Source organism: Deltaproteobacteria bacterium HGW-Deltaproteobacteria-2, assembly GCA_002840505.1.
Lineage (GTDB): Bacteria > Desulfobacterota > Syntrophia > Syntrophales > Smithellaceae > Smithella.
Genome location: PHBC01000001.1, coordinates 335,761 through 353,313, shown reverse-complemented (window position 1 = coordinate 353,313; position 17,553 = coordinate 335,761). Strand labels below are relative to the sequence as shown.

16 protein-coding genes are annotated in these 17,553 nt (G+C 43.0%); 7 read left to right on the top strand and 9 right to left on the bottom strand.

The window, feature by feature from the left end:
• Position 1 precedes the first annotated feature (1 nt).
• Positions 2–745, top strand: coding sequence for a branched-chain amino acid ABC transporter ATP-binding protein (livF, locus tag CVU62_01615; GenBank protein ID PKN39441.1), 744 nt, complete (start codon positions 2–4; stop codon positions 743–745).
• A 211-nt stretch (positions 746–956) separates the two neighbouring features.
• A complete protein-coding gene (locus tag CVU62_01610) occupies positions 957–2,258 on the top strand; it encodes a phenylacetate--CoA ligase (GenBank protein ID PKN38923.1) in 1,302 nt (433 codons plus the stop codon).
• 37 nt (positions 2,259–2,295) lie between these two features.
• Here the strand turns inward: CVU62_01610 and CVU62_01605 are convergent, their stop codons facing one another.
• Complete coding sequence (locus CVU62_01605; protein ID PKN38922.1) at positions 2,296–2,967, bottom strand: TVP38/TMEM64 family protein; 672 nt, start codon at positions 2,965–2,967, stop codon at positions 2,296–2,298.
• Between the two features lie 31 nt (positions 2,968–2,998).
• Positions 2,999–3,184: a hypothetical protein gene (locus CVU62_01600; protein PKN38921.1), complete on the bottom strand. Its 186-nt coding sequence runs from the start codon at positions 3,182–3,184 to the stop codon at positions 2,999–3,001.
• Positions 3,185–3,452: 268 nt separating this feature from the next.
• On the opposite strand from CVU62_01600, the gene CVU62_01595 reads away from it, so the two are divergent.
• Positions 3,453–4,814 (top strand): acetyl-CoA C-acyltransferase, encoded by a 1,362-nt coding sequence (locus CVU62_01595; protein PKN38920.1) that lies wholly within the window; start codon positions 3,453–3,455, stop codon positions 4,812–4,814.
• A 77-nt stretch (positions 4,815–4,891) separates the two neighbouring features.
• Positions 4,892–6,433: a hypothetical protein gene (locus CVU62_01590; protein PKN38919.1), complete on the top strand. Its 1,542-nt coding sequence runs from the start codon at positions 4,892–4,894 to the stop codon at positions 6,431–6,433.
• Positions 6,434–6,537: 104 nt separating this feature from the next.
• On the opposite strand, the gene CVU62_01585 is transcribed toward CVU62_01590, so the two are convergent.
• The 3 genes from CVU62_01585 to CVU62_01575 form a co-directional block, all read right to left on the bottom strand.
• Positions 6,538–7,887, bottom strand: coding sequence for a phosphoglucosamine mutase (locus CVU62_01585; GenBank protein ID PKN38918.1), 1,350 nt, complete (start codon positions 7,885–7,887; stop codon positions 6,538–6,540).
• A 139-nt stretch (positions 7,888–8,026) separates the two neighbouring features.
• The gene (locus CVU62_01580; protein PKN38917.1) at positions 8,027–8,296 is read right to left on the bottom strand and encodes a hypothetical protein; all 270 of its coding nucleotides are present in this window, start codon (positions 8,294–8,296) and stop codon (positions 8,027–8,029) included.
• 147 nt (positions 8,297–8,443) lie between these two features.
• A complete protein-coding gene (locus CVU62_01575; protein ID PKN38916.1) occupies positions 8,444–9,538 on the bottom strand; it encodes a hypothetical protein in 1,095 nt (364 codons plus the stop codon).
• 207 nt (positions 9,539–9,745) lie between these two features.
• Between CVU62_01575 and CVU62_01570 the strand changes: the two genes are divergently transcribed.
• The 3 genes from CVU62_01570 (at position 9,746) to CVU62_01560 (ending at position 12,234) form a co-directional block, all read left to right on the top strand.
• Positions 9,746–11,182, top strand: coding sequence for a hypothetical protein (locus CVU62_01570; GenBank protein ID PKN38915.1), 1,437 nt, complete (start codon positions 9,746–9,748; stop codon positions 11,180–11,182).
• A gap of 126 nt (positions 11,183–11,308) precedes the next feature.
• Entirely contained in the window at positions 11,309–11,806 is a 498-nt protein-coding gene (locus CVU62_01565; protein PKN38914.1) for a hypothetical protein, read from the top strand.
• On the top strand, positions 11,800–12,234 hold the full coding sequence (locus CVU62_01560; GenBank protein ID PKN38913.1) for a hypothetical protein: 435 nt from the start codon (positions 11,800–11,802) through the stop codon (positions 12,232–12,234). The genes CVU62_01565 and CVU62_01560 overlap by 7 nt, the downstream gene beginning before the upstream one ends.
• 164 nt (positions 12,235–12,398) lie before the next feature.
• Here CVU62_01560 and CVU62_01555 read toward each other — a convergent pair whose 3' ends face one another.
• From CVU62_01555 to gspE, 4 genes are all read right to left on the bottom strand, one after another.
• On the bottom strand, positions 12,399–13,430 hold the full coding sequence (locus CVU62_01555; GenBank protein PKN38912.1) for a redox-regulated ATPase YchF: 1,032 nt from the start codon (positions 13,428–13,430) through the stop codon (positions 12,399–12,401).
• A gap of 136 nt (positions 13,431–13,566) precedes the next feature.
• Positions 13,567–14,736 carry an LL-diaminopimelate aminotransferase gene (locus CVU62_01550; protein PKN38911.1) on the bottom strand — a complete coding sequence of 390 codons (1,170 nt, stop codon included), beginning with the start codon at positions 14,734–14,736 and terminating at the stop codon, positions 13,567–13,569.
• A gap of 126 nt (positions 14,737–14,862) precedes the next feature.
• Complete coding sequence (locus CVU62_01545) at positions 14,863–15,681, bottom strand: diaminopimelate epimerase (GenBank protein PKN39440.1); 819 nt, start codon at positions 15,679–15,681, stop codon at positions 14,863–14,865.
• A 59-nt stretch (positions 15,682–15,740) separates the two neighbouring features.
• Complete coding sequence (gspE, locus tag CVU62_01540; protein ID PKN38910.1) at positions 15,741–17,534, bottom strand: type II secretion system protein GspE; 1,794 nt, start codon at positions 17,532–17,534, stop codon at positions 15,741–15,743.
• Positions 17,535–17,553: the final 19 nt, after the last annotated feature.

Sequence of the window (17,553 nt, the reverse complement as noted above, 5' to 3'; positions counted from 1 at the left end):
TATGTTAAAGATAAAAAATATCAATACCTATTACGGGCAGGCTCAGGCGTTGAAAAATGTTTCTCTGCATTTGACGGAAGGGGAAATAGTCACTCTTATCGGGGCCAATGGAGCCGGCAAGACAACACTTCTTAATTCTTTGTCCGGCGTAGTGCCTCCACGTAGCGGTCAGATTATTTTTAACGATGTTCCGATAAATAATCTTGCCGTGCACCAGATTGTCCGGATGGGCATTTCCCAGGTTCCGGAGGGCAGACAGGTCTTCAAACCCATTTCAGTAGAGGATAATCTGGAACTCGGCGCTTATCTGCATCATAAAATGCTGGGTGGTGGTGATGAAGTGAAAAAAAATAAAGAGATGGTCTATGATTTGTTTCCCATTCTTAAGGAGAGGCGAAAACAGCTTGCCGGAACATTGTCGGGGGGAGAACAGCAAATGCTCGCCATCGGCAGGGCCTTTATGGCCAGACCGAAACTGATGCTTCTTGACGAGCCGTCCATGGGACTTGCGCCAATTATAACTCAGGAAATTTTCCGGGTTATTGAAAATCTGTCCAAAGAGAAAAAAACGACGGTTTTGCTGGTAGAACAAAACGCGCGGGCGGCTCTAAAAATGGCCCATCGCGGCTATGTGTTGGATAACGGCCACATGATTTTGGAGGGCACGGCCGCCGAATTGCTCGATAATAAAGAAGTTCAGAGGGCGTATCTGGGCAAGGATAAAAAAGAGATATGGGAACGATAAATTTACGGAAGTTTTGCAGAAAAAATATTAATTAGTATTTAGCAGATGATGAATTTAAAAATGTCATTGCGAGTCCAGACTTGTCGGGACGTGGCAATCTTACAATAAAGATTTCTCACTTCGCTCGAAATGACATGGAATCTCTGTAGTGTGGACGGACAAAACAAATCCATATGTATTTTAAACAGCTTGCATTGCAGGAGGTATTTTTATGAATATCTGGGATGTAACTCATGAGTGTATGTCGCGTGATGAGCTCGAACAACTGCAACTGGAAAGGCTTCAGGCCACAGTCAACAGGGTTTACAAGAATGTCACTCATTACCGGAAAATATTTAATGACACAGGCATAATTTCGGAAGATATCCGTTCTTTGTCTGATTTGACCAGAATGCCTTTTACCGTGAAAGACGATCTGCGGGTTAATTACCCTTATGGAATGTTTGCTGTACCGCTCAGAGAAGTTGTGCGCATTCATTCCTCCTCAGGCACCACCAGCAAGCCGATAGTGATGGGTTATACGAAGAACGACATAAAAATCTGGTCCAATCTGGCGGCGCGTTTTATGACATCCGCCGGTGTAACCCATGATGACGTGGTGCAGATAACTTTTCGCTACGGTCTTTTTACCGGAGCATTCGGAGTGCATTACGGTGCGGAGGCCATCGGCGCTTCGGTCATTCCGATGGGTACCGGCAATACAGATAAACAGATTATGATTATGCAGGATTATAAAACCACGGTGCTGGTCAGTACCTCCAGCTACGCCATTGCTCTGGCGGATCGTATTGAGCAATTGGGTATTGATCCGAAATCGCTTTCTTTGAAAGTCGGGCTATTCGGAGGAGAACCATGGTCGGAAAAGATGCGAGAAGAAATTGAAAGCAGATTGTTGCTGAGTGCAACCGATAATTATGGAGTTTCCGAAGTGATAGGTCCCGGTGTCGCCGGCGAATGTCTGTGTAAAAAAGGCATGCATATTTATGAAGATGCGTTCCTTCCGGAAATTATTGATCCTGAAACGGGAAATGTCCTGCCTGCAGGAAGCGATGGTGAACTGGTTCTAACAACGCTGACCAGAGAAGCTTTTCCGATGATCCGCTACCGGACAGGAGATATTACCAGTCTGGATTACGCTCCTTGTGAATGTGGCCGTACTCTGGCGCGCATGAAAAAAATTACGCGGCGTTCTGACGACATGCTTATCATCAGAGGCGTGAACGTTTTTCCTTCACAGATTGAGGATGCACTTTTCAGCGTGGCGCAGGGCGAGACACCTTACCAAATTGTCGTGGAAAGAAAAGGTGCGATGGACAATTTGGAAGTTGTTGTTGAAGTTACAGACAAAATATTTTCTCTGGAATTACAGAAGCAGAGGTCTTTTCTGGAAGCGATCAAAAAACGCATAGCATCGGTAACAGGCATTAATGTTGATGTCCGACTGGTTGAATCAAAAAGTATTCCTCGCCAGAAAGGGAAAATTGCAAGGGTACTGGATAAACGGAATATCTAAAATCGATTTATACGTGACCTGTCATTAATACAGAAGACTACTGCGCTTTTCTTTTCTTGAGTATTTCGATCAGTTTATCGTGGTAATAATAAGCCGCGATAAAAATTGCCACACCTATAATCAGAAAAATAGTTAAAAAAGAGTACTGCCCATTACTGGCGAAGGCTCCGGTAACAGAAAGCATGATTGTGCCGAAGAGGCGTCCGGCCGTGGAAATTACGATGAAAGTTCCCGTGGGAATAAGGCTGACGCCCATTATATAACATAAATAATCCTTGGGGAAACCGGGAATCAGAAAAAGCAGGAATGAAACCAGCAGACCCTTGTGTTCCATAAAGTGTTCGAATTTTGCGAAAACTTCTTTGCTGACCACGTTTTCCAGAAGCGGCTCGCCGAAAAATCTGGCCAACATGAAAGCAATCCAGGAACCGAGCGTGAGTCCGATCGTCGAATAAATTGTCCCCCAGAGCGGTCCATACAGATAACCGCCAATGATGCCGGTAAGTTCTCCGGGAATAGGCGCCGCCACAACCTGAATTATCTGGACCACTATAAAAATCACCTGATCATAAGGATATGAACGGATGAAACTTACCAGCTTATCTTTATCTCTAAAGAACAGATGCAAATCATAATGAATAAAAATAAAAGCTGATAAGGCGATTAGCAGAAATAAAAATAAAATTCTGAGAGTCAGATGTTTATTCATTGGCGGTTATTAGCAAGCTTTTTCCGTTTTCTTATTTTTCAATTTTTTTTGTTTCTTCCTCTGGTTTTTTATCGGGTCCATTCATCTCCTGCTTAAATCCTCTAATTGCTTTTACGACTGAACCTCCCAACTCCGGAAGCTTTCCCGGACCGAAGATAATCAAAACGATAATCAGTATGACGATAAGGTGTATCGGTTGAAAAAGTCCCTCAAACATTGCCATGCCTCCGGTATTTTTTCATGGTGGAAACGTATAATATAATTTTGGTTTAGTCAAATTGATTGTCTTAGATTATTTACCTGATCTTTACATTACGATTACAAGATAACACTTTTTTTTAATCAAGATTCTTTGCAATAAGACCAAAAAGATTGACTTTAAAAAAACTATGTGCAAAAAAACAAAATCTTTAAAAATTATTTAAACACTGATTTTGTCTGTTAAATAAAAATCGTTTAATGAAACGGTAAGGGGGAATATTTTTATGGCTAAAGTTCCGCAGAAACTGGAAAGAAAAAAATCAGAAATCTATAAAGACGCTCCCATCGCAAAATTTGGCCAAAGAAAGCCGGATTTTACGACAATGGGCAGAAAAATAAAAAATCCGCATAAAAAATTCCGGGAAGTGGTTTGCGTGGAAGCCTGCCGGACGCCTTATGGCCGGTCGGGTGGCGCGTTGAAGGACTTTTCCGCGATGGAACTGGGTGCGTTGGCAATCAAAGAAATTTTGCGGCGCACTGAAGGCAAGTTAAAACCAGCGGATATTGACTACATTTTCATGGGACAGGTAGTTCCCGCCGGATGCGGCCAGATTCCCGGACGGCAGGCTACCATTCTGGCGGGCGTGCCGGAATCCGTTCCTTCCATTACCGTCAACAAAGTCTGTTCCTCCGGCATTAAAACAATCGATCTGGCATTTCAGATGATTCTGCTGGGGCGCGCCGAAATCTGTATCGCCGGAGGCCAGGAGAGCATGAGCAACTGTCCTTTTGTCCTGCCGGATATGCGCTGGGGTGCGAGAATGGCCCTGCCCAACGGTCGCGTGGTGGATTCAATGGTTTATGATGGGCTGTGGGATGCATTCTACAATCGTCACATGGCCATTCACGGCTCCGAAGTGGCCGACGAATTCGGCTTTTTGCGACAGGAGCAGGATGAGTGGGCGCTAAATTCGCAGATGAACGCGGTGCGCGCGATGAATGAAGGTAAACTCGATGATGAGATTTTTCCGGTGGAAGTCAAGCAGGGCAAAAAAGTGATTGTCATGGAAAAAGACGAAGGACCAAGACCGGAGACCACACTTGAAGGTTTGACCAAACTTCCTCCTGTTTTTAATCATTTAAGCACCGTGACCGGCCAGCCGGGAAGCGTTACCGCCGGAAATGCGCCGGGTGTCAATGACGGTGGTGATGTCTGTCTTTTGATGAGCAAGGAGAAAGCCGATGAACTGGGTCTTACACCCATTTTTACAATAGTTGATTATGCCGAAGTATCCCAACCAACCAAAGATATCGCAACTGTTCCGGGACTGGCCATCAAAAAGATTCTGGAGCAAAACGAGATGACGCTTGATCAGATGGACATCATTGAAATCAACGAAGCCTTTGCTGCCGTGGCACTGGTGAGCTGTCGCTCTATCTTGGGCATGTCCAAAGAGGAGATGTTCAAGAAGGTGAATGTCAACGGCGGAGCGGTTGCCTACGGTCATCCCATTGGCGCAACCGGTGCGCGAATTTTAATGACACTGGGCTATGAACTCAGACGGCGCGGCGGTGGATACGGTGTCTGCGGCATTTGTTCGGGGCATGCGCAGGGTGACGCAATGCTGATCAAAGTCGAGAAATAATTAATTCGACCTTACAAATTACGTTCACGAAAGCATTTGATAAAAAGCCTTATCCATATTTCTAAAGAGTTAAAACTATGAAAAAGGGTCTTTTTTATCTATCATTAGCCGCTATAGTATATATATTAACTTTCATAATAAATTTGCCTGATTATGACTTGTGGGCAAGGTTAGCTGTAGGATCAATTTTCTTTCAAACAGGGCATGTATTAAAACATGATATTTTTTCATACCTGCCGACGAAGAGTTTATGGATAGATCACGAATGGGGATCAAGTGTTGTTTTCTATTTTTTAGCAAGATATCTGGGCGATTGGGGGCTCTTCGCTTTAAAGGCAGTCATTCTTCTTGCAATTTTCATATTGATTATAAAAATAATAAAATTGCAGACGAGCAATTGTGCGGGCATACTTTATTTAACTTTTGTAGGATTTTCACTTCTTCCTGGATTTGCCAACCTGATAAGATGTCAGATGTTCACTTATCTTTTTTTTACACTATGGCTTTATGCACTGGAAAAGATCAGGCGAGGAGAAGATAGATTAATCTGGATATTCCCGGCCACAATGTTGCTTTGGGCAAACATGCATGGCGGCTTTCTTGCAGGAATAGGATTGGTTCTTGTTTATGCGGTCGGAGAACTTTTCAATCGTAAGAATTCTCTGAAATATTTTGGAATACTGGCTTTGATTATTCCTGTAACTCTTGTTAATCCTTACGGTCTTAATCTGTGGAATTATATTATTGAAGCTGCAATTATGCCCCGACCATATATTTGGGAATGGAATTCAATCAGTTTGAGCGGGCCTTTTCACATTTATAATGGGATTAAAATACATATACTTGCCGGTTTCATGCTTTTTGTTTTGTTAACGTTTATTGTCAGTATTAATCTGTGGCTTCAAAGAAAAAAACCTGACTGGACAAGAATTATACTGGTTGCCGTATTGTTATATTTGGGCATAAATCACCAGAGACATACCGTATTTTTTATGCTGGCCGCATCCGGACTTTTTTATCATCAGTATCTTAACTTATTTAGCCCTGTAGAAAGGTTTATTAAAAATAACATAGCGGCTAAGGCTTATAAAATATGGCAACCAATAAAGTATGGTTCCGGATATCTTTTATTAGGGGTAATATTCATTTATAGTATGCCTCATTTATCTGATAGCATTATCGTAGATCCTTTTGTCTATCCTGTTGGCTCATTAGAATTTATAAAACAAAATAATATTTCCGGCAATCTCGCTACTACGTTTGGCTGGGGTAGTTATGCGTTCTGGAAATTATATCCGCAGTGCAAAGTTCTCATAGATGGAAGGTATGAGGAAGTCTATTCCAATGACGTATATGCCAAAGCGATGCAATTTTCGGAACATGGAAAAAATTGGCAGAATGTTTTAAGAGAATACCATTCAGACATACTGGTCTTGCCTAAAAGTGTTTATACTCGGTCTGATGCTTTAAGTTTAACTGATTGGAAAATTGTTTATATTGACGGGGTAAGCGTTGTACTCTTGCCGAAGAATAAAGTTAAACCTGTTTATATTGAACCTGACTATAGAAACCCGCTGTACTGGAAGGAAGATCTTTCCAAAGAAGTCAAATTGAATTAACAGTTTTTGAAAATCAGGAAAAACAGATTTGTTTTCTAATTTTCCATCTTCGTAACCTAAAGGTTGTCTACGACGGAAATGACAAATGAGATGTCTGTTCCGATTCAGGTTAGTATTTTTTTGACAACGTCCGCTATCCGGCGGCAGTGGGTTTCTGTTTCTTTTTTGGTGGGTCCTTCGACCATGACACGGCACATGTTCTGGGTGCCGGAATAGCGTACCAGTACCCGTCCTTTGTCGCCTAACGCCTTTTCCGCTTTTTTGATTGCGGACATTATGGGGGGGACTGTTTCTATTTCCGGTTTTCTTTTGACGTCAATGTTGATGAGCATTTGCGGGAAAGCCTTCATTATGCGGGCAAGTTCCGATAGAGGTCGCCGCCCCCCCCCTATTGCGGCCAGAACCTGCAGAGCAGTAATCAGGCCGTCGCCTGTGGTGTGATGGTCAAGAAAAATTAAATGACCGGAATCTTCTCCGCCGATAATCGCACCGCGCGAGATCATTTCTTCCAGGACAAAGCGATCACCCACATTGGCAAACACTGAATTGATACCGAGTTTCTGGAAAGCAACCGTCAACCCCAGATTGCTCATCACGGTACGGACAACAAGATTATTTTTCAGCTTACCTTCTTTTTTCAGAATAGCAGAGCATATGGCAAGCATACGGTCACCGGTAAGAATTTTGCCCTTATCATCAACGGCAATTACTCTGTCGCCGTCGCCGTCGAAGGCAAAACCAGCGTCAGCCTTTTGTTTCAGTACTTCCGCAGCAAGTGTTTCCGTATGCTGCGAGCCGCAGTTTAAATTGATATTTTTGCCGTCCGGTTGATCGAAAAGTGTTTTTACTTCGCAGCCGAGTTCAGTGAAAACTTCAGGGGCTACGCGATAGGTTGCGCCATTGGAGCAATCAAGGACTATTTTCATGCCTTCAGGATTAAGTATTTTGGGAAAAGTGGATTTCACAAAATCCACATAACGTCCGATGGCGTCATCCAATCGCGATAATTTACCCAATTCTTTCGGAGAAGGGTTAAGCCGATGCATATTGTTGGCAAAAATTAGTTCTTCGATTGTGTTTTCTTTTTCGTCGGAGAGTTTAAGTCCTTCGCCGTTGAAGATTTTTATACCATTGTCCTGCGAGGGATTATGGGAAGCGGAAATGACAATGCCCGCATCGGCGCGCATGTCCTGAGTTAAAAAAGCTATACCTGGTGTGGGAATTATGCCCACAGAGATAGCGTTGACACCCATGGAACAAATTCCCGATACGATCGCGCTTTCAAACATATCGCCGGAAAGCCTTGTGTCCCGGCCGATAATAATACGCGGTTTATGACCTTTTTTCTTGGAAAGATAGGCGATGGCCCGTCCCACATTTGCGGCAACTTCAGTTGTCATGGGGTATTCGTTAGCAATTCCCCTAATGCCGTCGGTGCCGAATAGTTTACCCATAATTCCCCTCCCGATTTCCACTGCGCTTGTGTTTTTCTACCGTATGGTAATTGTTTTTGCAACAGGGAAAACAATGGTCTTAGATGCTGATGGTGACGGAAGAAAAAAATAGACGTTATTATGAAACAGTATGTAATGGCTATGGATTGTTGCCTTGTTGGCCGGCCGGTACTACCAAGTGAATATACCGTCTTGCAAGTATGAGGACGGGGGTGTTCCAATCGCGTCCCGATCCGTCGATTGCCTTCAGTTCTGCATTCACAATAGTAAGAAATTCATTGTTTTGAAAATTCAAGTAGTCGGAAAGACGGTTACGATAGCTTTCCTGAAGTAGCTTCAGATCGCCCTCCACGCGGTAGCGATCCGTTTCCACCACAATTCGCTCATATCGCACTTCTACAGGAGGCATTAGATCACCTTTCCCAATAGGATTTTGAAGGCGTCTTCAACCAAGGCTACCGATTTGCCAGGATATTGCTTATTCATATTTAGATTATAATAAATTTGGTTTTGTGTGTCAATAGAATATCTGCTGCGTTTCTGGATTGAAAGCATGTTATTCAAGTTTTTTTAGAATTTCCTGCGCTATTATATTGTTGAGTTTCTTGGAAGCGTGTGTGTCATTTATATTTACTATTCTTTCAGTAACAGGAATATCCTTTGCCATTTGCGAAACATTTATGACGCTGATTTTTTTGGCGTCGAAAAAACTGACAATATCATTTAAGTACATCGATTCACTCATTTCCAGGTCGGTCAAAAATGGGAATACTACTACGATAAGTTGTGCAGAGTTTGCTTGGGAATAATCCACGAATAATTTAAGATCATCTTTGTGTTTTGATAATATATTATCATCTTTGTAAGCCTTAGTTAAATAAGTGATATATGACATGCCCAGATATTCTCTGGGAGAGAGAAAATATAGATAATTAAAAAGATAAGAACCGGAACCAATTAGTATTAAAAATTTGTTCATATCCGGTGGAGGATTAAAACCGTCGAATATTAATCCGTTATTCATGGCGACACCTTCAATATCATTTCCGCAGTATTGAAGTATTATTTTGTCAGGCTTAATTCTGGCCATATAAATAAAATCTCTCATCACATCATATTCACTTCTTGAATCAAGATTAGGCTTGCCTATATTTATAACAGTATATTTCTTTCCTTTTTTGTTTAGTTCCTTCCCAACTATGTTGGAAAATCTGTCATCCACAGATTTTAACCCATGACCTGCTGTAAATGAATCGCCTACAAACAAAATAACGGGATTATTATTGTCAGGTTCCTTATCCCTGAAACCCAAAGAATTAATCGGCTTCCAGTATTTGGCGTACCACAATCGGGATGCTAATGTGTAATCAGTGGAATGGGACCTGGGAATAAACATGAATATCGCTTCCAGTAATATGAAAATTACAAAAATTGAAAATAAAACAATGGCCGCGTTTGATATTATTTTATTAACTTTTGTATCTATGAAAATGATCTTGAATAATTTGAGACTCTCAATAAGAATCAAGATAAGCAACAATAATCTGAAATAGACCGCTATCCCGGAGGGATAAAATAGCGGCAAAAGAAAAACCAATATCAGCAGAGCAATTATTATCAGGCTTTTGAATAATATTTTCTTCATAATCAATCGGTTCTAAATTAAACCGTTTATTTTATTGTTCTGCTAATGGGGTTTTATGATAATGCAATTAAACTTGTCTCAGCAAGGGATTTCCTTGACAAATAAAATCTGCTTTCATATAGTCACTACTATGAAAAAGTAATAGGTGCAACAATATTCACATAGCAATTTTCACTGAAAACATTTAGTGAACAGAATCAAAAAAGAGAAGAAATGAAAACAAAAGTTATTGTTAAAAAACTTCTCTCCAGCCATCAGAGTGAAAGCTTTACAAATTATCTGCCTCTTAACGGTGCCCTTGTGAGTGATATTAACAAGGCTGTTACCGCCATCTTCGATGAACTGGGTGGTTCATCGCTTCTGAAAGCCAGCGGTGATGTTTATATAAAACCTAATGCAGTCGATGCAAAGCCATACAGTCACACCAGAGTTGAAGTGCTTCGGGAAATAATTTTATACTGGAAGAAGGCAGGGGCTAAAAAAATATATCTCTTTGAGAACTCGACTCAGGCAAACTATACGAGGCTGGTATACAAGGCCACAGGCTATGCAAGACTATGCCGCGAGACAGGAGCGATTCCGGTATATCTCGATGAAGAAAAAAGCCGGCCGCTGACCTTTAATGGACGAGGGCCTGCCGGAGTCATGGAGCCTGATGGCTACGATCTTACGTCTTTCGATATGCCCCAAACCGTCATACGGCTTATGGAAGAGCGGGACCGTCATCTGTATATCAATGTGCCCAAGCTGAAGACCCATTCAATGGGAGTTGTGACTCTGGGTGTTAAAAATCAGTGGGGATTTCCCATGCAGAAATGCCGGGGTTTCGACCACAACTATAACTTGCCGCAAAAGCTGGTCGACGTGCTCGGCCACGTCAGGCCCGACATAACGTTGATTGAAGGCATCGAGGGAACAATTCACGGCCACTATTTTGCCACGGCCCTCGCCGATAAACAGGTGCGACCCTTCCGGGTGCTCATTGCCGGCACCAATGTGGTTGCCGCCGATATTGTCGGTGCTCGTATTTTCGGCCTCAATGTTGATGATGTGCCGCACCTGAAAATTGCTATTGAGAGAGGCCTTTCGAATGGCGTAATGGGACCGCAGGACATTGCCCTTTCTGGTGACCTGGCAAGCCTGGAGAAAATTGATCTTATCGGCGACATGCCGGCAAATGGGCACTACCCCTGGGATCTATATCCTGAATTTCCTCCTGATGTGACTGTGATTAAAGGGAAGAAACTTGCCTGCCGTGAAGGCTGTCTGAATAATCCACTCTGCGTGCTACAGACGATGTATATGGATAATGGTGGTAAGGGTGGCTGGACTCTGGTGCTGGGGAAAGGTCATGATCCATCCGTGATCGATAATATAAATGGACGGGTGCTTGTGGCCGGGTACTGCGCCATCGAAGAAGTATCTGAAAATCTTATAAAGCGATTAGGACGAAAGAAGGTATACTTAAGCGGCGAGTGTAACAATCTGTGTTCCACCGTCGAGGCCATGTTTCACCTGATGAAAGTAAATCCCGTTTCATACGTGCCCATCAATCCGATCGCAATTTCGGCGGCATTTTTAATGGCTCGCATGAAGGGTTCGACTTCAAGGGTTCCGCATCCGTTGTCGCATATTATCAAACGAGTTTAATATGTTATGTCGAGACTTCATAAAACAGGGAACTAAAATTATTCCGAGTTAATGACTAAAATAACTATACAAAAATATAGCAGTAGTTTATAATTTAAAAAGTTCTTTTCAAGAGAGGTAAAAATTATGATCAATTCTTCTTCCGCTTCCTGTGAAGTTAAACCTTATCGAAAAATAGCAGATTATTTTTTACTTTTAATAATACTGCCCTGCTCATTGAGTCTGATCAATCTGAGTTTCGCTCAAGACTGGAAAATTCACTTTTTCTCCGCAGCGATAATTTTAGCGGCTGTTATTTTTGGCGCAGTAGGTGGTTTGCTGGCCGGCCTTACCGGTTCTCTTTACTCAGCGCTCTTTTTGGGCAACCCTTATATTCTTGTGGGGAATGCTCTTTTCGGTGTGCTGTCCGGTGTTTTTTACAAAAAAAACGGGAAAATAATTCCTGCCGTTATGCTGGCTTACTTGTGTCAACTACCCTGGTTGATTTTATCCGATTACTATTTCGTCCATTTGCCGGCAATATTTATCGCTAAGCTGGCAATTGTCTTATTCTTAACCAATACGTTATGGGCAGCGCTGATTCACCTGGGAATTAATCCTATAAAGAAACAATTCTCATGTTGAACCCGGACTTTACCAAGTATTCGCTGGCATTGGTTCAGGGCGATAAAATTATATTTGCTTCGCAAAGACACGGCTTAAGACCTCTTTGGGATTGTCTTCAAAATTACCGGCAAACAGAAGAAAAGTTCATTTTGCATGATAAAGTAATCGGGTTTGCTGCAGCACGGCTCGTTGTTTATTCGGGAATTATAGAGGAGATACAAACACTTTTAATTTCACAACCGGCAAAGAAATTTTTAGACGAAAATGCTATCAAAACTGAAGCTGAAAAAACTGTAGCCAATATTCTCACTCAAGACATGCGTTCCATTTGTCACGGCGAAATCATTGCTTTGAACATAGCCGATCCTGATGAATTTTCCAAAAAAATAATGACGATGTTCGATGCTTCTAAATTTAATTATAAGCTGGATGATCGGGAAGAATAAATTTTTATTATTTCAATACAGTATCTTACCAATTCTAAATCAAAGATGATATTGCGGCGGCTAGGCGGATGCGGCGAGGCGTATTATGTATGTATACGTTGAGAAAACCGACAATCCTGATTAATCGAGACCAACAAAAATAACGCTTTGATTTAGAATCGGTATCAAACATTGAAGCGGAAGGTAATAATATCGCCATCCTTCACAACATATTCTTTCCCTTCCAGGCGAAGACGACCGGCTGATTTAACTTGAGCTACAGATCCGCCATGCGCGATGAAATCATCGTAGTGCATGACTTCGGCCTTGATAAAGCCTCGTTCAAAATCGTTGTGAATGGCTCCGGCTGCTTTGGGTGCCTTGGTTTCCAGTGGAATAACCCAGGCCTTGACTTCGTCCTCGCCGACGGTGAAAAAGGACATGCGCCCTAAAAGAGAAAAGGCCGCGCGGATAATCCGGCCAAATGCCGGTTCAGCAATACCCATCGAATCAAGAAATTCTTTTTGATCGGCAGCATCCAATCCGGCCATTTCCGCTTCAATCTTGCAGCAGATTCCCATGACGGGCTCTTCTAATTTTGCCTCAGCGGCGAATTTATCGGCAAACGAAAGGTTGTCTTCCGCCACATTGACAACAACAAGTTCCGGTTTGATAGTCCAGAAAGAGAAACTCCGCAGTGTAAAAATTTCCGCAGGCGTCAGCCCCGCCGTGCGTAAAGGTTTCCCCGCCTCGAGGCATTCTTTTAATTTGGGCAGGAGGTCATTTTGCGCCACATCCTGCGGTGTGAGCGCTTTCTTGGATGTTTTGGTCAGGCGCTCCAGTTTTTTTTCAATGATTAACAAATCGGAAAGAACCAACTCGTCTTCCAGCTTGCGATAAGCTTCGATGCTCAATTGAACATCAGGGAGAGAAAAACCGTCAACAACGTGCAGAATACCGTCTGTGCCGCTTAAGTTCTGGCGTATAGCTTCCCAGGGATGTTCGCCCACGGCATGAACATCAACAAAGGGGACTTTGGCCGGAGATACTTTTACCGGTTTGTATATTTCGACAAGCTTGTCAAAGCGTTCATCCGGCACGGAAGCCTGACCGCGTACAACCGTTTCGTTATGCGACTGGCCACTTTTCACGCCGGTCATGATTTCAAACAATGTGCTCTTCCCGCTTTGGGGAAGGCCAAGAATACCAATTTCCATATACAATTTCTCTCTATCCAGTAGTTTTGTATTCAAAGTAGAACGAGGCGGCAGCAAGCAAGCACCGCAGGCATATATTACAATACGTCGAGGATGGTTGCGCCGCGGCCAACAAAGTTATACGAAGAATGCGAAGCTACTGTTTGAATTCCTTTTCTATTCTCTTCATCGCTTCGCGTAACCGATTATCCGGTACCGTTAACGATATACGCACAAAGCCTTCGCCGTATTTGCCGTAAGCAGTGCCTGCAGCAACAACGACGGCAGTCTTGTCAAATAAACGGTTGGTAAACTCTATCGAAGTCATTCCTTTGGGCACCGGCACCCACAGATAAAATGTTCCTTTTGGCGGATTGAAATCAATGCCGATTTTTTTTAATGTTTTGATAACCAACTCGCGACGTTTTCCATACAATGCCAGCATTTCTTCGATAAATCCGGTTTCATGTCTCAATGCCTGAATGCCGGCAAGTTGTACGGCATTAAAAATTCCAGAATCAGTGTTTTCTTTGACCTTGCTGATGGCAGCGATGAGTTCCTGATTACCGCAAGCCATGCCCAGCCGCCAACCGCACATGTTAAACGGTTTGGAAAGAGAGTTAAGTTCGATGCCGACATCTTTTGCGCCCTTCGCCATCAGGAAACTGATGCGCTTCTGACCGGCAAAAACTATTTCACTGTAAGGATTATCGTAACAAATGGCAATATCGTAATTGCGGGCGAAATCAACAAGTTTATTTAAAAACTTCAAAGTTGCGCAGGCGCCGGTCGGATTATTCGGGTAATTAAGAAACATGGCAGTTGCTTTTTTAGCGACAGTTACAGGAATATCTTCGAATACGGGTAGATAGTTGTTTTGCGGCAGGATGGGAACATTATACGGAACGCCTCCGCCCATCAGGATACTGGCGCGATAGGCAGGATAACCGGGATCGGTCATTAGAACTGTATCGCCGGGGTTGACACGGGCCAGTATAAAATGATGACAACCTTCTTTCGAGCCGATAAGACCCAGAATTTCATTTTCCGGGTTAAGAGTAACGCCGTAGCGTGTTGCATACCACTTCGCCACTTCCCGGCGAAAGGAGAGCATACCCTTTTCTTCATCCGTTGGATAACGATGATTCAAAGGATCTCTCGATGTGGCGCAAAGTTCATCAATGATCGACTCCGGTGTCGCTTCCACCGGATCACCTATAGCCAGGGAAATAACATCTATCCCGTCGTCCTTGGCCTTATTGATTTTTTTTCTCAATTCCATAAAAAGATAAGGCGGTATCTTTGTCAGTCTTTCAGCTGTTTTCAAGTTAAACCCTCCAATAAAGAAATTTAGAAGCGAATTTTACCTATGCTAAGTGATTATGATTCCACATGAATCAAATAATACTGGATTCCGGCCTACGCCGGAATGACAGATAGAAGCAAGGTCGGTTTATTTATACGCTTCCTCAAAAAGAAATCCGTGATAAACTATTTTTACTTTACCTTCAAGATAAATTTCGCCAAAGCGGTCATCTTTTTTTGTGAAGTAAATCCGTAGAGTTTCACCACTTTTTACCAGAACGTCTGTTGGCGATTCCACAAGGCCTCTTTGTGCCGCCGTCAGAACTGCTGCGACCATTCCTGTGCCGCAGGCTAGTGTCTCATCCTCCACGCCGCGCTCGTATGTGCGCACTTTTATTTTATGTTGATTGATAACAGCGGTGAAATCGGCATTTGTTCCACGGGGAGCGAAATTCTTATGATAACGGATTTTTCGCCCGTTATTATATACGTCGCAGTTATCCAGATCATCAACAAAGACGACAGCGTGAGGTACGCCTGTATCAATACTATCCAGGATAAATTTCTGACCGTCCGCGTCTATTTTAATTCCCGCTTCCACAGCAGAAGGATCAGTCAGCTTTACCTTTACGATATCATCATTAACTTCCGCACTGATAACACCGGCGATTGTTTCAAAGGACATTTCCTTTCCGGCTATACCTTTGAGATAGGCATAGCGCGCCACACAACGGCTGCCGTTGCCGCACATTTCCGCTACTGAGCCATCCGAGTTAAAAAACTGCCACTTGAAGTCTACGGTCTTGGAAGGTTCAATGAGAAATAATCCATCGGCGCCTACGGAAATTTTGCGCGCACAAACGCGGCGGGCAAACGTGGGCAAATCGCCTACATTCAAAGACAAATCGCAGTTATCAATAATGATGAAATCATTGCCGCTGCCGCTCATTTTATAAAATTCAATCATCTTTGATTTTATATCAGCCATAGATTTACATTCTTTACATTCAATTCCGTGTCCTGTAGTTAAACTTCCAGGACAATATCATCTGAGCGATTAAGTGATCTGGTTACACGCAGCACTTCTTCCGTAGTAGTTATGCCGTTTAGTACTTTGTCGATACCGTCTTTCTGCAGGGTGATCATTCCCTGTTTTAAAGCCAGTTCATTAATTTGATTGGCATCGGATGTTTTTAACACAAGTTTTTTGATTTCGTCATCAACGATCATGATCTCAAAAATAGCTGTTCGTCCCCGGAATCCTGTTTGCATACACAAGTTACATCCGTTTTTCCGGTAAAAAGTATTTTTCTGCAATACCGACCGGTCCAGTCCAAGGTTAGCCAAAGTTTCTTCGTCCGGCATATAAACTTCTTTGCAGTGTGGACAGAGAACGCGTACAAGGCGTTGTGCTATTATCGCGATAATCGACGAAGTAACTAAGAAAGGTTCTATGCCCATATCAATTAATCGAGTGACGGCGCTGGCGGCATCATTGGTATGCAGTGTGGAAAAAACGAGATGGCCGGTCAGTGATGATTGAATGGCGATTTCCGCGGTTTCACGATCGCGGATTTCACCGATCAAAATTACATCCGGGTCCTGGCGGACAATAGAGCGGAGGCCTGCGGCAAAAGTCAGATCGATTTTCGGATTAACCTGAATTTGTCCGACACCGTCCATCTGATACTCAATAGGGTCTTCAATGGTGATAATGTTTATTTCCGGGCGATTGATTGTGGAAAGAGCCGCGTACAGGGTTGTTGTTTTACCGCTGCCGGTGGGACCTGTTACCAGAATGATTCCATAGGGAGATTTGATCAATTTATTGAGCAGCTTGATCCGTTCATCGTGCATGCCTAAATCGGCAAGCCTCAGGATATTGGCGGTTTTGTCTAGTAAGCGCAGCACGACTCTTTCTCCGAAAGCTGTGGGGATAACTGATACTCGGATGTCCACGAGGCGGTCGGCTATTTTTATTTCAATACGTCCGTCTTGAGGCAGCCGTTTTTCCGCGATGTTTAGTTTAGCCATAATTTTTATGCGGGAAACAAGCGGAGATTGAATTCGCCTGGGCAAGTTTAAAATATCGTATAAAATTCCGTCAATACGATAGCGGATTTTAAGGTTGCCGGAGTAAGGCTCAACGTGAATATCGCTGGCACGGTCTTTGATCGCTCCGGAAACAAGTAAATTGACCAGCTTAATAATCGGCGCGTCACTGGTTTCATCAAGTAAATCGGCTGTTTCATCAATTTTCGAAATAAGATCATCAGTAGAAGCTTCATTCATCTCTTCAAAATAATCTTTAGCTGAAGCGCGGCTCATATCATAAGCCATATTAATTGCAGCGGCGATCGCGTCCTGTGAGGAAAGGACAACCGGCAGATCCGGGCTTTTTAAGAGTTGCCTTAAATCATCAATGGGCTGGAAATTTGTAGGATCGTTTACGGCGATTGCCGAATCCGAAGAGGTGATGAGCGGCACAATCTTATGTTTCTTTAAATATTGAATGGAAACGTTTTGCGTAAAATCAATATTAATGCTCTCCATCGGTAATTCCGGCCAGAAAGAAAGGCCGAAGTGCCCGGCCATTATTTTTAATAATTGGATTTCATCGATGGCTTTTTTCCGGATGAGATGATCAAAGAATACGGTGCCGTTATTTTTCTTCAGACTGTGCGCTTCGGCAAGAGTATCCGGGTTGACTCCGGCGGCAATCAATTTTTTATCCAGAGAAGAAAAAATAACATCCCGGGGAGTGGACGAACCGGATGTTGTGCCCGCGGATGCTTTTAAGGCTGTATGGATTTTAGACATAAGGGGTCAAAGCCTTCAG

What these genes read in the sequence shown, in the direction of transcription:
- livF (PKN39441.1), top strand. Translation starts at nt 2, where the DNA reads ATGTTAAAGATAAAAAATATCAATACCTATTACGGGCAGGCTCAGGCG.
- CVU62_01580 (PKN38917.1), bottom strand. Translation starts at nt 8,296, where the DNA reads ATGCCTCCTGTAGAAGTGCGATATGAGCGAATTGTGGTGGAAACGGAT.
- CVU62_01565 (PKN38914.1), top strand. Translation starts at nt 11,309, where the DNA reads ATGATCAATTCTTCTTCCGCTTCCTGTGAAGTTAAACCTTATCGAAAA.
- CVU62_01605 (PKN38922.1), bottom strand. Translation starts at nt 2,967, where the DNA reads ATGAATAAACATCTGACTCTCAGAATTTTATTTTTATTTCTGCTAATC.
- CVU62_01590 (PKN38919.1), top strand. Translation starts at nt 4,892, where the DNA reads ATGAAAAAGGGTCTTTTTTATCTATCATTAGCCGCTATAGTATATATA.
- CVU62_01610 (PKN38923.1), top strand. Translation starts at nt 957, where the DNA reads ATGAATATCTGGGATGTAACTCATGAGTGTATGTCGCGTGATGAGCTC.
- CVU62_01555 (PKN38912.1), bottom strand. Translation starts at nt 13,430, where the DNA reads ATGGAAATTGGTATTCTTGGCCTTCCCCAAAGCGGGAAGAGCACATTG.
- CVU62_01600 (PKN38921.1), bottom strand. Translation starts at nt 3,184, where the DNA reads ATGTTTGAGGGACTTTTTCAACCGATACACCTTATCGTCATACTGATT.
- CVU62_01585 (PKN38918.1), bottom strand. Translation starts at nt 7,887, where the DNA reads ATGGGTAAACTATTCGGCACCGACGGCATTAGGGGAATTGCTAACGAA.
- gspE (PKN38910.1), bottom strand. Translation starts at nt 17,534, where the DNA reads ATGTCTAAAATCCATACAGCCTTAAAAGCATCCGCGGGCACAACATCC.
- CVU62_01570 (PKN38915.1), top strand. Translation starts at nt 9,746, where the DNA reads ATGAAAACAAAAGTTATTGTTAAAAAACTTCTCTCCAGCCATCAGAGT.
- CVU62_01545 (PKN39440.1), bottom strand. Translation starts at nt 15,681, where the DNA reads ATGATTGAATTTTATAAAATGAGCGGCAGCGGCAATGATTTCATCATT.
- CVU62_01595 (PKN38920.1), top strand. Translation starts at nt 3,453, where the DNA reads ATGGCTAAAGTTCCGCAGAAACTGGAAAGAAAAAAATCAGAAATCTAT.
- CVU62_01560 (PKN38913.1), top strand. Translation starts at nt 11,800, where the DNA reads ATGTTGAACCCGGACTTTACCAAGTATTCGCTGGCATTGGTTCAGGGC.